Source organism: Streptomyces sp. BK340 (assembly GCF_007827595.1).
Lineage (GTDB): Bacteria > Actinomycetota > Actinomycetes > Streptomycetales > Streptomycetaceae > Streptomyces.
The window spans coordinates 158,512-176,150 of sequence record NZ_VISR01000025.1 but is presented as its reverse complement, the minus strand read 5'-3'; the positions used below and the strand labels follow the sequence as shown (position 1 = coordinate 176,150).

Genomic DNA, 17,639 nt, shown 5'->3' with positions numbered 1-17,639 from the left:
GTACGCCCGAACGCATCCGCCTTCTCCGAACCACCCTTGCCGTCCAGCGAGACACTCTGGATGTTGCCGTTCAGATGCTGGTAGAACCACCAGCCGACACCGGCCGTGCCGAGGATCAGGAGCGACAGGCATACCGCGGCGATCTTCAGCACCCGCTTGCCGCGCCCCGCACCGGCTCGGCGCCGTGAACGACCGCCGGCACGTGAGCGGGAGGCGGCCCGGCCTCCCGGGCGCGGTCCGTCGGGCTCGCCCGTGCGCTGTCCGGGCACCCGGGCGCTGCGGTCGCGCGTGGCCTGGCCGCCCGGGCCGTCCCAGGGGTCGCTCATCTACCCACTCCCATGAACGGTCGGGCTCTGCAGGCCGGGCCGTCGGGTGTGCGGCCGGGCGAGCGCGGCGGTGTTCGGGCAGGCGGGAAACGGTGACTCCGCCTGAATTGCGTGATTGCGCAATCTAACAAACCCGTGGCCCGAACAGTACGGATCCTGTGGGAATTCACAGGTGAGGGATCTCATGGAACCGTGGAGCGGGCCCCGGTGGGCTCAGGCATCGACGCCGTGCAGCTGCCGTACGTAAGAGGGCGCGTGCTGCGAGCGAGCGGTGAGCTGTCCGACCAGCACCCTCACGACGATCACGATGTCGGGGTCGTCGATGTAGTAGACCTGCCGGCGGCCCTCACGGCGGGAGCTGACGAGCCCGGCGAGCTTCAGCTTGGCCAGGTGCTGGCTGACCGCGGGCAGCGCACCGCCCACCCGGTCGGCGAGGTGCGTCACATCGCTCTCGCCCTGCGCCAGCGCCCACATCAGGTGCAGCCGGGCCGACGAGGCGAGCAGCCCGAACGTCGCGGCCGCCGCCGCCAGCACGTCGGCCGACGGGTCCTCGAAGCCGCCGTTCTCCGCCACAGTCCTCTCCTGCCCCCGCCCACTTCACCGTTCACGCACATGCGGGCACCCAGTGTAGGGGTCCGCCCAGGGTTCCCCCTGGGCGGACGAGGACTGCGGGTGCGGATATTCGACGAGGACCGTGTGTGCGGTTACTTGACGTGGACCAGGCCGTCCGTGGTGACGGTCGGACGGCCGCGGGTGCCGACCACGACGATCTTCACGGTGTGCTTGGCGCTGCTGGACCAGGTCTTGGTCCAGAGGGCCTGGCGGTACTGGGTGGTGGTGGACTTCAGGTCGACCGTGGCGGTCCTGGTGCCGTCCGTCAGGGTGGAGGTGTCCGGTCAGGAGGCGGGAACGCGCACGTCACGCAGGACCAGGTTGCGTTCGTCAGGCCAGTAGAAGTCGTGCAGAGTGATCGTCAGCCGGGTCGCACGCGGGGAGACGTCCCAGATCACCGTCTCCAGCCGGCTGCGCTGGTGCGGCGGCGGGTCACCGTCACCACCGCCCTGGAAGGGGACGGTCTCGAGCGCGGCGCCGGAGGCCTGGTCGCTGAAGCGGTACTGCATGCCCTTGAAGTCGGCGCCCTCGGTGCGCGTCACGTAGGAGACGACTCTGATCGAGGGGCGGGTGGCGCCCATCCAGCTGCTGGACGTACGAGTGGTCGACACGACCTCGAACCGGACACCATGGCCCTCGATCGTCCAGGGCGGGTCGCCTTCGGCATGCACCTCCACGGGGTCCGGCCGCTGCAGGGGGCCGGGCAGCGGAAGGGCGGGGAGGCCACCGGGACCGAAGCGCTGGAAGAGGAAGAAGGCGACGACGACCACGATGATCCCGAGACTGATCCGGTTGAACGATCGCACCCGATTTCCTTAGAACAGAATCTTCTTCATCGCGCGGCGTTCGCGCACCACCGGCCCCTGCAGTTCCTGGTAAAGACGGTCGATCTGCGCGGGATTTCCGAGAGCTGACAGGGTGACGGCCTTGTGGTCCGAGCCGACCATGTAATTGATTTCGAGCGAGGCCGTGCCGGTCAGATAGGAGAGAAGGTCGCGAGAGTATTTCACCTGTGTGATCGAGGCGTACCAGAGGGACTGCTTGGAGCGCGGAACGATTCCCTGGCTGACGTCGAGTCGCCGTTCGTAGAAGTCGAAGCGACTCATCCAGGAGGTGAGAAACGCGGTCGCCCATGCCGCGGCCGCGTACACGCCCAGGGCCATGTACAGCCAGCGCTGACCGAGCAGCGGCGGGACCACCAGGGCCAGTGCCGTGGCGAACAGTGCGGCGGGCACCCCCGCTCGTACGAGGGTGCGGCTCGACCACACCAGGGTCCCGACCGTGGCACTGTCGCGCTCGTCAAGGTCGCTGGCCAGGGTACGGAACGGCGTCGGAGCCGGAATGAGGCGCTCCGTGCTGAGCGCGGCGAGAAGCTCCGGATCCTCGGGCAGCAGCGCGAGGTTGCCGCCGGGCGCCTGCGACCCAGGACTCTCACACTCCCTCAACCTGTTCCGGGCGTCCTGGACTTCACCGTGGAGCAGACACTGGCGATAGGCCTGCGCGGCCTCGCCGGGCCGGCCCTGACCCTGCAGCGACTTTCCCAGTTCATAGGAAGCCAGGTAGTGATGAGGCTCGGCACCGATGACCTTCCGGAGGTGCGTTTCGGCTCGCTGCCACGCCTTTTCCTCATTGAGGCACACGGCGAGCGCATACCGGCAGGCGAGATCTTCGGGGTGGTTATCGACTGCTCGTTCGAGAAGAGCCTTGGCATCCGCCGTCCTGCCCGCTTGGAACAGTTTTCTGGCCTGTGCAAAAGAGCCACCCTCAAGCGTCACGAGCCCTACGCTACAGCCGTCGGCCACCCTAATCTAGAAATATGACCAAAGCCGAGATCATCGCTCGTCTGAGCGATTACCTCGCCGCGCAGCGGCCCGCCGATGAAACCGACTCGGTGGACGCGCACCGCGCGATGTTCGTCTCGTACTGGCAGCAGGCCCAGCAACTCGCCGGTGGCGACACGGGACTTGCCATCAGGTGTGCCCGTGAGGCCGCTTCCATGAGCAGCCTTCCGGGAGAGTCCGCCGAGCACGCCGCCGCACGGCACGCGGCACTGCCCACGCACGCTTTCGGTGACCGCGAGGTGACGATCCTCTCCGACCCGATGCAGGGTCAGTTCTTCACGGAGACCGTCAACCCCATGTGGAACGACAAGGTGGGGCACTTCTTCGCCAGTGCCGAACTGGCCTTCTCCGGACCGTTCGAGTGGTTGTCCGCCGATGGCAACGGCCACGGCTTCGGCGTCGGCGAGACCGGGGCGAGGGTCCTCGGCTACGGAGAAGAAGTGATCCAGTTGGGCCACAACGCAGCCCACGCGATCGGCTTTCCCGTCGCACCGCACTTCGGAGCCATGGACCCGGGTGACCTGTACGTCAACGGCTGCGGGGCGGCGTTCGGCGCGGACGCCCGAGAACACGGAACCGGCGCGGACATTCTGCGGTACCTGCGCGCGCCCGACGAGGACGACGCGACCGCACCGCCCGGAACCACACCTTCACTCCCCGAGGCTCCACCCGACACGGGCCAGGGATTCGACGCGGGCGTGCCACCTGTCACCCACCGCGATGCCGAGACGGGCCCTCCCCCTCCTTCCACTGCCTCGCCCGACCCGATCGGTCAGGTGACCCTGGGGGACGGGGTCTGGGCCGACAGGGCCGGCAACTGGCATCCCGTCCTTCCGGTGACGTCACCGGACGATCTGAGCGGAAGCTCCTTCACCACGGCAGCCGGCCCCCACGATGCCGACGTCTCGGCCGTCGGTGATCCGTCCGGAGCCAAGTTCACCGGCACGGAGCTTCACCCCTGCCTCCCCGGTGTCGCCGGGCCCGCAGGCGTCGGCCACGGCCACGCTGCCGGCACACCCCTCTCCGGCGCCTCCCTCACGGCCGACCACCTCGACCACGCGCAGGCAGCCGGCACCACTCAGGACGAGGGACACGGCCTCGCCGCGCCGGCGGCGGGACCGGCGCCGGAGCAGGGGTACGAGGCGAGCGGTGCGACGTTCGCACAAGGAGCCGCGCTCCAGGGCGAGCACGCCGCTCCACCTGCCGACCATGCGCCGAGCCAGCTCGAAACCGCGCCGGGGACCGAGGCGGCAGCGGCTTTCGGCACTGAGCAGTGAGCAGTGAGCAGTGAGCAGTGAGCAGTGAGCAGTGAGCAGTGAAATCGTCCAGCCGGATCCGCCGCCGGTCCGCTGGTCGGCGTTTCGGCCAACCCTCCGCCCTCTGCCTCATGTTGCCCGGCAAGGGTCGGTGCATCAGGCACGCTCCGCGATGGGCTCTGTGCCGGGGTTCGGAGCACGGCCGAAACACGTGTGTTCGATATTGGTGCCGGGTCGTTGAGCCACGTGACAAGCCGGAGCGACCGTCAGGGGGATCACGTTGACCTCGGCCGACACACACGATCAGCAGGACGCGACACCTCCTCCGCCACCGCCGGCGGAGATCAGATACAGCGGGCAGTACTCGGTCAATCCGTTGGCCGAGGTGTCCTTCCGGCGGATGTGCGGGCAGATTCCCGCGGTTCTGGCGCGGATCGGACGGCTGTCGTGGCGCACCGACCGGTGTGCGGTGCAGTTGCTGCTCGGCTGCCAGGTGGTGACGGGGGTGTCCGCGGCGGTCCAACTCGCCGCGACGGCCCGGGCGATGGGGCACGTCCTCGGGCCGGGCCCGGTCGACGGTCGGCTGGGCGCGGCCGTACCCGCGCTGGTGGTCGTGGCCGCCGCTGCCGCGCTCGCCCGTGGTGCGGGCGCGGTGGCGACGTACGCCGAGCGCCGGATCACACCGCTGCTGACCACGGAGACCGACAGTGCGCTGGTGGAGGCGGTGTGCCGGGTGGAAGCGGCGGCCTACGCGGTCGACGGCTTCACCGACCGGCAGGAGGCCGCGGAGATGGGGGTGATGCGCACGCTTGTGATGGTGGCCGACGCCCAGCGGTTCATGTCCGCGCTCATCCGCATGATCACCGCCAGCGGTGTCCTGTCCGTGCTCAACATGATGATGCTGCCGCTGCTCCTCCTCGCCGTACTGCCCGCGGGGATCGGTGCCGTGCTGACGGCCCGGGTGGACTACGAGATCCACTACGCCAACGTGGCCGACCGCAACGTACGCGGGATGATGCGCTGGTGGGCGACGACCTCGAAGTACGGGGACGAGGTACGGGCCAACTCGATGACGGACTACCTGGTGTTCTGGTACCGGTCGCTGTCCGACCGGTGCGACCGGCGCACTCTCGCTGCGGCCCCGCGCACGCTGCGGATCGCGCTGCTCACCGCGCTCGCCGGCGGGGTCTTCCTGGTCACCGCCTGGGCGACGCTGGCCTGGCTCGCGGTGACCGGGCGTATCGCACTCGCGATCGCCGCCACCGCGGTCGTGGCCGTCCAGACCACCCTGGCCGCACTGTCGCAGGTCGTCGTCAACGGCGCCGCGGTCTTCCACACCAGTCTCTATCTCGGCGACATGCAGGCCTTCCTGGACGACGCGGCGGCCCGCGCCCCGCGTCGGGGTGACCGCGCCGTCGCCGGGACGGTCGACGAGATCCGGCTCGACGAGGTGGTGTACCAGTACCCCGGCAAGGACAGACCGGCCGTGGACGGTGTCTCCCTCACCCTGCGCAAGGGGTCGATCCTGGCGATCGTCGGGGTCAACGGCTCGGGGAAGTCCACCCTGACCCGGCTGCTCACCGGGATCTACCTGCCGGACAAGGGCAAGGTGACCTGGAACGGCACGGACCTCGCCCACGCCGACCCCGCTGCCGTGTGGGCGAGGACCGGGCTGGTGCCGCAGATCTTCGCCCAGTGGCCGCTGCGGGTCCGCGAGAACATCACGCTCGGCCAGCCCCGCAGCGACGACGACGGTCCCGTGTGGGAGGCCGTCGACGCGGTCGGGATGCGGGCGGCGGTGGAGAACCTCCCGGCCGGCCTGGACACCCTGCTCGCCCGGGAGATCTTCGGCGGGGCGGAACTCTCCGGCGGCCAGTGGCAGCGGCTCGCCTGCAGCCGTGCCCTGTACCGCCGGCCGGAACTGCTGATCCTCGACGAGCCCACCTCACAGATGGATCCGCGGGGTGAGCACGGCATCTTCGAGCGGATCAGGGCCATCGCCGCCGACCGGATCACGGTGGTGGTCACCCACCGGCTGGAGAACACCAAGGTCGCCGACCACATCGTGGTGCTCGACGACGGCCGCATCACCGAGCAGGGCTCCTACGACGACCTCGTCCACGCGGGCGGCACCTTCGCCGAACTCCTGGCCCTGTCCCACGACCGCTGAGAGGTCAGGGGCGGTCCGCGGCGGCCGGGCGCCAGAGCACCGGCAGGTCCGCGGGCCGTACCCGCACCGTCACCGGCAGCGTGGCCTCCACCTCGCCGTCGGCTCCGTAGGGTACGGGACGGGTGGCCTCGATACGGATCTCCTTTCCGTGCAGGACCCGTACCTCCGGGCGGCGGACGTGTCCGCCCGTCTTCAGCTCGTTCATGAGGGCGAAGAACAACCGGCGCGGGGCCTCGCGGATCATCACGATGTCCAGCAGTCCGTCGTCGACCCTGGCGCCGGGGGCGATGAGCCGGCCGGAGCCGTAGTAGGGGGAGTTGGCGGCCACGACGGTGTAGCCGCGGTGGGCGTGTTCCTCGCCGTCGACGATGACGCGGTAGTCCGCCGGCCGCCAGGTGGTCACCGCGCGCAGGCCGCCCGCGTAGTACGAGGCGGACCCGCGCAGCAGCCGGGCCTCGTTGGCGTGCCGGTTGGCCAGCGCGTCGACCCCGGCGTAGACGCTGCCGAGGACCACGGTGCGCTGGTGCACCGCGGACTCCACCTCGATGGTGTCGACCCGGCTGGGCTCGGCGTGCAGGAGGATGTCGGCGAGCTCGGCCGGGTCGGACGGCAGGTTCAGCGCCCGGGCGAAGTCGTTGCCCCGTCCGGCGGGTACGAGACCCAGGACCGTACCCGTGCCGCTGAGCGCTCCGCCGATGCCGCCGGCCATGCCGTCGCCGCCGACCGCCAGGACCACCCGGCCGCGCTCCCCGGCCTGCCGGGCGATGTCCTGGGCGTGGGCGAGGCTGTGGCTGTACTCCGTCTCCAGCTCGGCCCCGGCCTCGCGGAGCAGTCGGGCCAGTTGGAGCAGCGATGCCGCCCCGGTCGAGTCGCCCGCGGTCGGGTTGACGACGGCGGTGAACTGTCGCATCGGTGGGCCTCCGGGCGATGACGAGAGTGACGGGCTGGGTGGGGCTGATCAGTCGGTGGGCAGCAGGACGCCCGGGTTGAGGAGGCCCTCGGGGTCGAGGCGGCGCTTGACGGCGCGCAGGGCCTCGACGGCGAGGGGTCCGGCCTCCTTGACATACCAGTCGCGGTGGTCGGTGCCCACCCCGTGGTGGTGGCTGATGGTGCCGCCGGCGGCGAGCAGGGCGTCGTTGGCGGCGTGCTTGGCGCGCGCCCAGTGCGCGACGGGGTCCTCACCCTGGGCGCTGACGACCGTGAAGTACAGGGAGGCGCCGTTCTCGTACACGTGGGAGATGTGGCACATCACCAGGGGCGGGGTGCCGGCCTCGGTCAGGGTGTCGGTGAGGGCGGTGCGGACCGCCGCGTACAGCTCGGGGATCCGGGACCAGAAGGCGGCGGTCTCCAGCGTCTCTGCGAAGGCTCCCGCGTCGAGCAGGGAGTCGCGCAGGTACGGCGCGGAGTAGCGGCCGTGGGCCCAGCGTTCGCCCGGTTCGGATCCGATCAGGGTGCCACCGGCGTCCCGCAGGACGGCTGCCGCCTGCTCACGGCGCTGGGCCGTGTCCTCGGCCGTGCCCTCGTAGCCGGTGATCGCCATGCATCCGGCGTTGCTCTCCAGGCCGGCGCCGATGGCGTCCGGCTGGGCGAGGCCGATGAGCGTCTCGGTCTCGTCGGACAGGCGCAGCACGGTCGGCCGGGGTCCGTCCTGGGCGAGCCGGCGCAGGGCCGCCGCTCCCTCCTCGAAGGAGGCGAACCGCCAGCCCTCGTAGACGCGCACCTCGGGCAGCGGGCGGATCCGTACGAGAACGGAGGTGATGACGCCGAAGGCGCCCTCGGAGCCGAGGATCAGCTGGCGCAGGTCGGGGCCCGCGGCGGAGCGGGGGGCACGGCCGGTCTCCACGGTTCCCTCGGGGGTGGCGAGGGTGAGGCCGAGCACCATCTCGTCGAAGCGGCCGTATCCGGCGGAGGCCTGTCCGCTGGAGCGGGCGGCGGCGAAGCCGCCGATGGTGGCCCACTCGAAGGACTGCGGGAAGTGGCCGAGGGTGAAGCCCTCTTCGTTGAGCAGGGCCTCGGCCTCGGGGGCGCGCAGACCGGGCTGGAGCACGGCGGTGCGGGAGACCCGGTCCAGGAGCTGGAGGCGGTTCATGCGGCGCAGGTCCAGGGCGACGAAGGCGCGCCGCTCGGGGGCGAGTCCGCCGACGACGGAGGTGCCGCCGCCGAAGGGGACGACGGCCAGGCCGTGCCCGGCGCAGGCTCGCATCACGGCGAGGACTTCGTCGTGGGTGGCGGGCAGGACCACGGCCTGCGGGACGTCGCGGACGTCGCCGGCGCGCAGCCGCAGCAGGTCGGGGGTGGACTTGCCGCGGGTGTGCCGGATACGGCTCTCGGCGTCCGTGCGGACGTGCTCCTCGCCGCCGACGGCCTGGGCGAGCGCCTTCAGCGCGGCCGGATCGGCCGTGGGCGCGGGCAGGTCGATGTCCTCCAGGGCGAGCGGCGGCGTGGTGCGCGGCTTGACGCCGAGCAGGTCGCGCAGCAGTCCGGTCACCGAGTCGGGCAGCGGTGCCGCCTTGGCCGGGTCGCCCCAGCCGTTCCACAGCATGTCCATCGAAGGGTCGTCCTCACAGATCGGTGTGCTCGGTTCGCGCGGCGGCGTCTCCGCCCGGCCCCCGGGGCGTTACACTGTGACACATGACGCCTATTCGTCACAACGGTGCAGACAGTTCTGGCAACGATCACGTGCTCGACGCGGTGCGCGACTGCGTACTGGCCGTAGGGGTCCGCCGCACCACCCTCGCCGACGTGGCCCGCCGCGCCGGCGTCTCACGCATGACGCTGTACCGGCGCTGGCCCGACCTGCGCACACTGGTGGGCGATCTGATGACCCGTGAGTGGATCGACGTGGCCACCCGCGCGATACCGGAGCCCGCCCCCGGCACCGACACGCGCGGCCGGATCGTGGCGGGTCTGGTGGCCGGGGTGAAGGCGTTCCGTGCCCACCCGCTCTTCCGCAAGATCGTGGACGTCGATCCCGAACTGCTGCTCCCCTACGTGCTCGACCGGCGCGGGGCGAGCCAGGAGGCGCTGCTGGAGCTGCTGGCCGGCGCACTGCGCGAGGGCCACGCGGACGGATCGGTACGCACCGCTCACCTCCAGCGGCAGGCCCGGGGCCTGCTGCTGATCGTGCAGTCCTTCGCCCTGTCCCTGCGCACGATGACCGACGAGGACGACCCCGACCTCGACTCCGCCGCCCTGCTGGGCGAGCTGCGCACCCTTCTGGAGAGGACCCTGACGCCATGAGCCACCACGAGGCCGCACGAGGCTCGTCCCTCAGCGCGGGCCGGCGGACCCGGGAACTGGCCGAGGCCACCGACGGCAGGGTCGCCGACGTCCTGGTCGTCGGGCTCGGCGCCACGGGGGCCGGAGCCGCCCTGGACGCGGCCGCCCGCGGTCTTGACGTCGTCGCGGTCGACGCGCACGACCTGGCCTTCGGCACCTCCCGCTGGAGTTCCAAGCTCATCCACGGCGGGCTGCGCTATCTGGCCTCCGCACAGTTCGACGTCGCCCACGAGAGCGCGGTCGAACGCGGTGTCCTGATGACCCGCACCGCCCCGCACCTGGTCGCCGCCCAGCCGTTCGTGCTGCCGCTGACTCCCCTGGTGTCGCGGGCGCAGTCCTCCCTGGCCTGGGCCGGGTTCCGGGCCGGCGACATGCTGCGGCTGGCCGCGCGGACCCCGCGGCAGGTGCTGCCCGCCCCGCGCCGGCTGTCGGCGACGGAGGCCCGGCATCTGGCGCCCTCGGTGCGCGCGGCCGACCTGCGCGGCGGGCTGCTGTCCTGGGACGGGAAGGTCACCGACGACGCCCGGCTGGTGACCGCGCTGGCGCGGACCGCCGCCGCGCGGGGCGCCCGGGTGCTGACCCGGGTCAGGGTGCTGGAGTCGACCGGGACCGGCGCCCGCATCCGCGACGAACTCACCGGCGAGGAGGGCGAGATCCGCGCCCGCGCCGTGATCAACGCCGCCGGTGTGTGGGCGGGTGACCTGGTCGAGGGGATTCGGATCCGGCCCTCCCGCGGCACCCATCTGGTCCTGCGCTCGGAGCGGCTCGGCGCCCTGCCGGCTGGCCTGCACCTCCCGATCCCCGGCGAGACCAACCGCTTCGTCCTGGTGCTGCCCCAGGGGGACGGCCGGGTCTACGTCGGACTCACCGACGAGCCGGTCGACGGCCCGGTCCCCGACGTGCCGGAGGTCCCCGAGACCGACATCGGCTTCCTGCTGGACGTGCTCGGGTCCGTACTGGACACGCCGGTACGCCGGGACGAGGTCGTCGGCGCCTTCGCCGGGCTGCGCCCCCTGCTGGACACCAGCGGTCACGACGGCCCGGGTGACGCACCGGCCCGTACCTCCGACATCTCCCGGCGGCACGCGGTACTGACCTCACCCGACGGGGTGACCACCGTCGTGGGCGGGAAGCTCACCACCTACCGCCGGATGGCGCAGGACGCCGTGGACGCCGCGGTGGAGGCCCGTGGCCTGCCCCTGCGCCCCTCCCCCACCGCCTCCCTGCCGCTGGTCGGCGCCACCGCGCCGGACCGGCTGCGCGCCGTGCCAGCGCCACGCCGGCTGGTCCGCCGCTACGGCACCGAGGCCCCGGCCGTCCACGCCCTCATGGAACGGGATCCGGCCCTGGCCGAACCGGTGCTGCCGGGGCATCCGGTCACCCGGGCCGAACTCGTGTGGGCCGCCCGGCACGAGGGTGCACTCGACGCGGCGGACCTGCTGGACCGGCGCACCCGGATCGGTGTCGTCCCCGAGGACCGCGCCGAGGCGCTCGCGATCGCCGGGGAGGTCCTGGCGCAGGCAGACACCCCGGCCCGACCGAGGTCAGGTGAGTGAGCCGGTGTCGACCGGAGCACCGGAGCGCGGCCGGGGAACGGTGCCGCTCGGCGGCGGCACCTCGCCCCGCTCCACCCAGGCCGTCAGCGCGGTGAAGGCGGCCCGGTAGCAGGGCAGGATCGGCCGCAGCCGGTCCGGGAAGGTGTCGTACAGGCTGTCGACGTGGGTGCCGCCCTCTATCCGGTAGTACCGGTGCAGTACGGACCGGCCCTGCTCGGCGATCATCCGCGCGTAGACGTCGGACTGGACTGCGATGGGCAGCAGCGCGTCCAGGGTTCCGTGCAGTGTGATCATCGGCCGGCCGATGCGGCCGGTGAGCGAGATCCGGGCGACGGCGTCATGGACGGGCCCGGGCCGTGCGGCGTAGTCGTACGCGGCGTCGGAGGGGCAGGGAGCGAGGATCTCCTCCGGGGTCGTACCGGCCGAGGCGCCGGGGCAGGCGGGGTCGTAGCCCGGGTCGAACTCGGCGCGGTAGATCTTCTGGGTCAGGCCCCAGTACACCTTCTCGTGGTACGGCCAAAGGAACTCCGACCCGCGTGCGAAGCCGGCCGCGTACATGTCCTCGTCGTCGGCCCGGCCCAGTTGGCGGGCGACGGCGGTGGGCAGGAAGGTGAGCAGGTTCGGGCCCTGCGGCCGCCACAGCGGGCCCTCCCAGTCGACGCCCCCGTCGTACAGCTCGGGGTGGTTCTCCAGTTGCCAGCGGGTGAGGTAGCCGCTGTTGGAGATCCCGGTCATGTACGTGCGGCGCGGGGCGTGTCCGTAGTGCTGGGCCACCACGGCCTTGGCGGCCCGGGTCAGCTGGGTGGTGCGCCGGTTCCACTCGGCGACGGCGTCGCCGGGACGCACGCCGTCGGTGTAGAAGTCCGGGCCGCAGTTGCCCTTGTCGGTGGCGGCGAAGGCGCAGCCCTGGGCCAGTACCCAGTCGGAGACGAGGGTGTCCATCGAGTACTGCCTGCGGACGCCGGGGGCGCCGGTGACGACCAGCTTGCCGTTCCACTCCTCGGGCAGCCGGATGACGAACTGGGCGTCGTGGTTCCACCCGTGCGTGGTGTTGAGGTGCGAGGAGCCGGGGAAGTAGCCGTCGATCTGCCAGCCGGGCACGCCGGAGGGGTTGTGGGTGCCCGCGGCGGCGAGTCCGGCCCAGTCGGCCGGGTCGGTGTAGGGCGTGCCGGTGAGGGCACTGGTCGTCAGGTCGTCGTGACGGGAGAGCAGCTGCCGTTCGGCGCCGGGGACCGTGATCCGGCGCCGGCGGCCGGAACCGTCGTCGGCTCGGGCGGCGGCCGCGGGGGTGACCGCCGACGCCGCCAGCAGGGCGGCGGACAGGAGGGTGGTTCGTCGACTGGGGCGCATGACGCACATCGTTGGCTTGCTGGGCCAGGCCGGCCATGGAGGGAGCCCACACTCCGGTGGCGTCCGCAGTAGAGCCGACGAACATGCTGCGACGGGCGTCTCCGGCGTGCGGGCGGTCGGTGCCTGCGGCACGCTACGGGGAGGGACAGAGAAGGGACAGGGCGTGGCCGAGGGTGACAGGCCGCTCCCGCCGTCCGGGCGAGGTCGGCTGCTCAACCAGGGCTCCACGCCCGGGCAACGGGACTTTCAGGAGTGATGCGCCATGACCCTCGAACCGGAATCCGCGTCCGCGTCGCCTCCTCCTCCGGTGCGGCCCTGGGCCGTCGACGACCTTCCGGCCCTGGACCCGGATCCCTTCCTGGACGAGGCGCTCCGCGACGAGGCCATCACCCGGATCAGCCTGCCGTACGGCTCCGGGCACGCCTGGCTGGTCACGCGGTACGAGGACGTCCGCTTCGTCACGTCCGATCCCCGCTTCTCGCGTGAGCGGGTCGTCGGCAGCTCGGTGACCAGCATGGTGCCGCAGGCCGTGGCCTCGCAGACGGCGGGCCTGCAGTACATCGACGCGCCCCGGCACACCCGGCTGCGCAGGGTCGTGGCCCGGGCGTTCACCGGCAAGGGCATGGCCAGGCTGCGCCCGCTGGCGGAGCGCACCGCGCATCGGATGCTCGACGGGATGGAGCAGGCCGGCCCTCCGGGCGATCTGATGGAGCATCTGCACACCCCCTTCCCGATCGCCGTCGTCTGCTTCTTCCTCGGCGCGGACGAGGACGACTGGCACGAGTGGGCCGGGAACTCCGAAGCGCTCCTGTCCAAGGCGCCGGACGGCGGCGCACGCAATCAGGCGGCGCGGCGCACGACGCGCAGCCGCGTGGTCGACCTGCTCGAACGCCGCCGCGCCGAACCCCGCGACGACCTGGCGGGAGTACTGGCCCACGCCGCCAGGGCCGGTGAGATCACCGACGAGGAGGCGATCTCGCTGGCCATGGCCATCTACGTCAGCGGCGGTCACGCGGTGCGCAACAACAGCGGCTCGATGATGTACGCGCTGCTGACCCATCCGGAGCAGCTGGACAGGCTGCGCGGCGCTCCCGAACTGCTGCCCAGGGCCGTGGAGGAGCTGTACCGCTTCGTCCCGCACCGCAACGGTGTCGGGATCCCCCGCATCGCCACCGAGGACGTGGAGATCGGCGGTCACGTCATCCGCAAGGGCGAGGCCGTGTACAACGCCTATGTCGCCGCGAACCGCGATCCCTCGGTCTTCCCCGAACCGGACGTGCTGGACTTCGACCGGGACGGTGCCGGCCACCTGGCCTTCGGGCACGGCCCCCACTTCTGCCTGGCGGCTCTGCTGGCCCGTATGGAGGCCGAGGTCATGATCAAGGCTGTGCTCGACCGCTTCCCCGGTGTCCGGCTCGCCGTACCCGCCGCCGAGGTCGAGTTCCAGCGCGAGGGACTCATCCGCGGGCCGAGGGCCCTGCCGGTGACCTGGTAGCGCGCAGGAGGCCGGCCCGATGCCGAGGTGGTGGACGAGGATCCCGGCGTGGCTGTGCTCGCGCGACCCGGAGCTGGCCGCCACGCGCAGGGCGGCCCGTACCGCCCTGGTCATGCCGGCGCTGTTCGCGCTGTGCACACAGGTGTTCCACTCGTCGGCGATGGCGACCTTCGCGGCGTTCGGCTCCTTCTCGATGCTGTTGCTGGTCGAGTTCACCGGACCGACGGTGCAGCGGTTGCGCGCCCATGTGGGGCTCGCGGTGGCCTGGTTGCTGCTCATCTTTCTGGGTACGCTCGCGGCCCGCGAGAGCTGGGTCGCGGTCACCGCCACCGTCGTGGTCGGCTTCGTGGTGCTGTTCTCGGGGGTGGTCAGCTCGGTGCTCGCCGGCGCCTCGACGGCGCTGCTCCTCGCCTTCGTGCTGCCGGTGACCACGCCCGCGCCGCTGTCGCAGCTGCCCGAGCGGCTCGCCGGCGCGGGACTCGCCTCGGCCGCCGCCCTGCTCGCCGTCTCGCTGCTGTGGCCGCGCCCCACCGCGGACCCGCTCAGCGCGCCCGCCGCCCGGGTGTGCCGGGCGGCCGCGGCACAGCTGCGCACCGACGCCTCCCACCTGGCGGCAGGGGCCGATGCACCGGGCGTGCGCAGGTGCCGGGAGACCGCCGACGAGACGGCAGTCGCCGCGGCCGACCTGCGCACCGCGTTCGACGGGACCCCCTACCGGCCCACCGGCCTGTCCGCCGGCTCGCGCGCCCTGGTGCGGCTGGTCGACGAACTGACCTGGCTCAGCACGATCGTGGCGGACAGCGCTCCGCCGTCGGGCGGCCACCCGGTCTGCGATCCGCGGGCCCTCGTGGTGCGGCAGGCAGCCGCGTCCGTGCTGGAACGGACCGCCGATCTGCTGGACGAGCCGCGGGGCTCCCCCGACGCGCTGCGCGTGGGGACGGCACGGCTGCGCGCGGCGATCGGCCGGATGGAGCGCAGCGCCACCGCACTGCTGCCGGTGCACCTGCCCGGGCCGAGTACGGAGCCGGGGGTCCGTGCCTTCCTGGAGACCCTCGACATGTCGTTCCGCGCCCAGGAACTGGGGTTCGCGACCCTCCAGGTCGCGGACAACGTGGATCTGGCGGCCGCGGCGGAACGACGAAGCTGGCCGGAGCGGCTCCTCGGCCTCGAACCAGGCGGCCCGGGCCGGCCGCTGGCCGCGGCGCGCGAGCGGGCCGTCGCCCATCTGCGCCCCAACTCGGTGTGGCTGCACAACAGTCTCCGGGGCGCGGTCGGTCTGGGCATCGCGGTCACCCTGGCGGTGCTGACGGGCGTGCAGCACTCGTTCTGGGTACTGCTCGGCACCCTGTCGGTGCTGCGTTCGAACGCTCTCAGCACCGGGCAGAACGCGATCCGGGCGCTGGGCGGAACGATCGCCGGCTCCGTCATCGGCGCCGGGCTGCTGCAGCTCATCGGCCGGCACGGCACCGCGTTGTGGTTCCTGCTGCCCGTCGCGGTGCTGATCGCCGGCATCGCCCCGGCCGCCGTGTCCTTCGCCGCCGGTCAGGCGGCCTTCACCATCACGCTGGTGATCCTGTTCAACATCGGCCAGCACCCCGACTGGCACATCGTGCTGCTGCGGGTCCAGGACATCGGGATCGGCTGCGCCGTGAGCGTGCTGGTCGGGCTGTTCTTCTGGCCCCGCGGTGCCGCGGCCGCCGTGGACCGGGCGCTGGCCGAGGCGTACACCGGCAGCGCCCGCTATCTGGCCGGGGCCGTCGAGTACGCCGTGGGCCGGTGCGGTGTCCGGCCCACGGCGGCGGACGCTCCGCTGGAGGAGGGCCGCGAGGCTGCGGCCGCGGCGCGCAGGCTCGACGACGCGTTCAGGAGCTTCCTGGCCGAACGCGGGGCGAAGCCCGTCTCCTTGGCTGACCTGACGACCCTGGTCACCGGAATCGTGGGTCTTCGGCTCGCCGCGGACGCGGTGCTCGGACTGTGGCAGCGCGCGAGCGAGCTGCACACGGGCACGGACCGCGCCGAGGCACGCCTGGTGCTGCTGAGTGCCGCCGGCCGGGTGGCCGGCTGGTACCGGGATCTGGCCGTCAGTCTGGCCGGTCGCTCCGCCGTCCGGGATCCGCTGCCGCCCGACCCCGCGGCCGAGGCGAGTCTGGTCGACTCGGTCCGCCGTGACCTGCGGGACGCCGACGGGCGGGCCTCCGACACGGCGGTACGCGTCATCTGGACCGTCGACCACATCAACGCGGCCAGCCGCCTCCAGCCCAGCCTGGCAGCGGCGGCCCGGCCCGGGGAGACGGGCTGACCGCCGCTCGGGCGGCCGGGAGAACACGCACCGCTCGGTCGAGGGCGGAGTCGCTGTGGGCCGCGACAACCCCCGTGTCACGGTTCCGGATCAGGCGGAGCGCCGGGCCAGACTCTCCAGGACGGCCACCGCCTGGTGAGCGTGCTCGTACGGCACGAAAAGGTGGTCGTGGTGGAATCCGGCGACGACGTTGCAGCTCAGGCCGGCTTCGGCGAGTTCCCGCGCGACCTCGGCGGTCAGCCCCACCGCCTCCAGTGCCGAGTGGACGCGCAGGGTGATCCAGGCGGCCACGTAGTCGTACCCCAGCCCCGCCGCGTCCGCCTCGTCCAGCCGCGCCACCAGGGTCAGGCCCTCCTGTTCGGCGACCGTGACCACAGGGGTGATGCCGGAGGGCACATTGCCCTCGACGGTGGTGAACACGTAGCGGCCCGGATTCAGCTCCGGACGCATCCCGCTCAGCAGCTTCTGCAGATCTCTCTCGCCGGTCATGATCCCACGTTACGGAACGTGCGATCGGTGCTGCTCGAAATGGCTCGGTCTGTCGTCGTGGTCGACCAGACGGCCCAGCCTGGCGGCCCGCTCGCGGGGCAGGAGGGTCCAGGTGCCGTCGGTGCGGCGCAGGGCGGCCGAGTGCCACGGAGTGGTCCAGACGTCCGGGGCGTCGAGCAGACGGATACCGAACTTGACGTCGCCCACGGGCTGGGGGTGGATGGACAGCCGGACGGCACGGGGGTGGTGCTCGGCGATGAGGGCGCCCCAGGCGCGGCTGCGCCGGATGACGTCGTAGGCCCGCCGACGGCACTCGCGTTGGAGGGCGGAGCGCGTGCCGGGGAAGTCGGCGGTGTCCTCGACGAGGAAGCGGGTGATGCCGCGGTAGAGGGCGCGGGTGGCGTCGTCGGACCGGACCAGGGCGCGCAGGGCCTCGGCCGTCGGGGCGTAGCGGTCCTGCACATGGGCGCGCTTCACGTCGTACGGAAGTGGGCCGTAGACGTCCCGGAGGTCGAAGACCGACAGGTTGCCGAGCCCCAAGTCGATGATGAGGGCTCGCAGTTCGTCGCCGTACGCGTCGATGTGCCGGTCGGGCACCCGGACGAGATCGCCGAAGACATGGCCGTCGGAGCAGATGACCACCCGGGCGCCGGGCGGGTGGATCCGTTCGATCTCGGCGCACAGGGTGTTCAGGAAGCACAGGGACAGGCGCTCCGCCCGGTCGGGCAGGTGGCCGAGGACCTTGGCCGGGTTGGGGGACTTGCAGGGGAAGCCGGGCAGGGTGAACTCGACGGGTGCGCCGGCGCGCACGAAGCCGGCGATCCGGCGCCGCTGGTGCGCGAACGCCTCGGCGGGGGCGGGTGCTCGGTCCGTGGTGCGGTGATACGGCAGCAGCAGGTTCAGGATGTCCGTGCTGATGCGCGTGGGCGAGGCGGTCGTCAACAGCATGTCACTCCTTGGGGAGAG

At 72.2% G+C, this 17,639-nt stretch carries 14 protein-coding genes and 1 pseudogene; 6 read left to right on the top strand and 9 right to left on the bottom strand.

The window, feature by feature from the left end; all coding sequences use genetic code 11:
- The 4 genes and pseudogenes from FB157_RS48875 to FB157_RS34540 form a co-directional block, all read right to left on the bottom strand.
- A pseudogene (locus tag FB157_RS48875) lies at positions 1-326 on the bottom strand (LytR family transcriptional regulator); the annotation flags it as partial.
- Between the two features lie 213 nt (positions 327-539).
- Complete coding sequence (locus FB157_RS34550) at positions 540-899, bottom strand: metalloregulator ArsR/SmtB family transcription factor (RefSeq protein WP_145884619.1); 360 nt, start codon at positions 897-899, stop codon at positions 540-542.
- A 323-nt stretch (positions 900-1,222) separates the two neighbouring features.
- Positions 1,223-1,744: a hypothetical protein gene (locus FB157_RS34545; protein WP_145884618.1), complete on the bottom strand. Its 522-nt coding sequence runs from the start codon at positions 1,742-1,744 to the stop codon at positions 1,223-1,225.
- Positions 1,745-1,753: 9 nt separating this feature from the next.
- On the bottom strand, positions 1,754-2,713 hold the full coding sequence (locus FB157_RS34540) for a tetratricopeptide repeat protein (protein ID WP_186581821.1): 960 nt from the start codon (positions 2,711-2,713) through the stop codon (positions 1,754-1,756).
- Between the two features lie 41 nt (positions 2,714-2,754).
- Here FB157_RS34540 and FB157_RS34535 point away from each other — a divergent pair, with 41 nt between their 5' ends.
- Both FB157_RS34535 and FB157_RS34530 read left to right on the top strand, forming a co-directional pair.
- Positions 2,755-4,056: a hypothetical protein gene (locus tag FB157_RS34535; protein WP_145884616.1), complete on the top strand. Its 1,302-nt coding sequence runs from the start codon at positions 2,755-2,757 to the stop codon at positions 4,054-4,056.
- Between the two features lie 259 nt (positions 4,057-4,315).
- Positions 4,316-6,205 carry an ATP-binding cassette domain-containing protein gene (locus tag FB157_RS34530; RefSeq protein WP_145884615.1) on the top strand — a complete coding sequence of 630 codons (1,890 nt, stop codon included), beginning with the start codon at positions 4,316-4,318 and terminating at the stop codon, positions 6,203-6,205.
- Between the two features lie 4 nt (positions 6,206-6,209).
- Here the strand turns inward: FB157_RS34530 and FB157_RS34525 are convergent, their stop codons facing one another.
- A complete protein-coding gene (locus FB157_RS34525) occupies positions 6,210-7,115 on the bottom strand; it encodes a YegS/Rv2252/BmrU family lipid kinase (RefSeq protein ID WP_145884614.1) in 906 nt (301 codons plus the stop codon).
- Between the two features lie 48 nt (positions 7,116-7,163).
- On the bottom strand, positions 7,164-8,753 hold the full coding sequence (locus tag FB157_RS34520) for an FAD-binding oxidoreductase (RefSeq protein ID WP_186581820.1): 1,590 nt from the start codon (positions 8,751-8,753) through the stop codon (positions 7,164-7,166).
- Positions 8,754-8,836: 83 nt separating this feature from the next.
- Here FB157_RS34520 and FB157_RS34515 point away from each other — a divergent pair, with 83 nt between their 5' ends.
- Positions 8,837-9,445 carry a TetR/AcrR family transcriptional regulator gene (locus FB157_RS34515; protein ID WP_145884613.1) on the top strand — a complete coding sequence of 203 codons (609 nt, stop codon included), beginning with the start codon at positions 8,837-8,839 and terminating at the stop codon, positions 9,443-9,445.
- Positions 9,442-11,040, top strand: coding sequence for a glycerol-3-phosphate dehydrogenase/oxidase (locus FB157_RS34510; protein ID WP_145884612.1), 1,599 nt, complete (start codon positions 9,442-9,444; stop codon positions 11,038-11,040). The genes FB157_RS34515 and FB157_RS34510 overlap by 4 nt, the downstream gene beginning before the upstream one ends.
- Here the strand turns inward: FB157_RS34510 and FB157_RS34505 are convergent.
- Entirely contained in the window at positions 11,029-12,390 is a 1,362-nt protein-coding gene (locus FB157_RS34505) for a tannase/feruloyl esterase family alpha/beta hydrolase (RefSeq protein ID WP_186581819.1), read from the bottom strand. The genes FB157_RS34510 and FB157_RS34505 overlap by 12 nt on opposite strands.
- Before the next feature lie 262 nt (positions 12,391-12,652).
- Here FB157_RS34505 and FB157_RS34500 point away from each other — a divergent pair, with 262 nt between their 5' ends.
- Together FB157_RS34500 and FB157_RS34495 are read left to right on the top strand one after the other, a co-directional pair.
- Positions 12,653-13,885 carry a cytochrome P450 gene (locus FB157_RS34500; RefSeq protein WP_145884610.1) on the top strand — a complete coding sequence of 411 codons (1,233 nt, stop codon included), beginning with the start codon at positions 12,653-12,655 and terminating at the stop codon, positions 13,883-13,885.
- Between the two features lie 19 nt (positions 13,886-13,904).
- A complete protein-coding gene (locus FB157_RS34495; RefSeq protein ID WP_145884609.1) occupies positions 13,905-16,184 on the top strand; it encodes an FUSC family protein in 2,280 nt (759 codons plus the stop codon).
- Between the two features lie 90 nt (positions 16,185-16,274).
- Here FB157_RS34495 and FB157_RS34490 read toward each other — a convergent pair whose 3' ends face one another.
- Both FB157_RS34490 and FB157_RS34485 read right to left on the bottom strand, forming a co-directional pair.
- Positions 16,275-16,673 (bottom strand): ACT domain-containing protein, encoded by a 399-nt coding sequence (locus tag FB157_RS34490; RefSeq protein WP_145884608.1) that lies wholly within the window; start codon positions 16,671-16,673, stop codon positions 16,275-16,277.
- Positions 16,674-16,682: 9 nt separating this feature from the next.
- Positions 16,683-17,621, bottom strand: coding sequence for an L-tyrosine/L-tryptophan isonitrile synthase family protein (locus FB157_RS34485; RefSeq protein ID WP_145884607.1), 939 nt, complete (start codon positions 17,619-17,621; stop codon positions 16,683-16,685).
- Between the last annotated feature and the right edge of the window lie 18 nt (positions 17,622-17,639).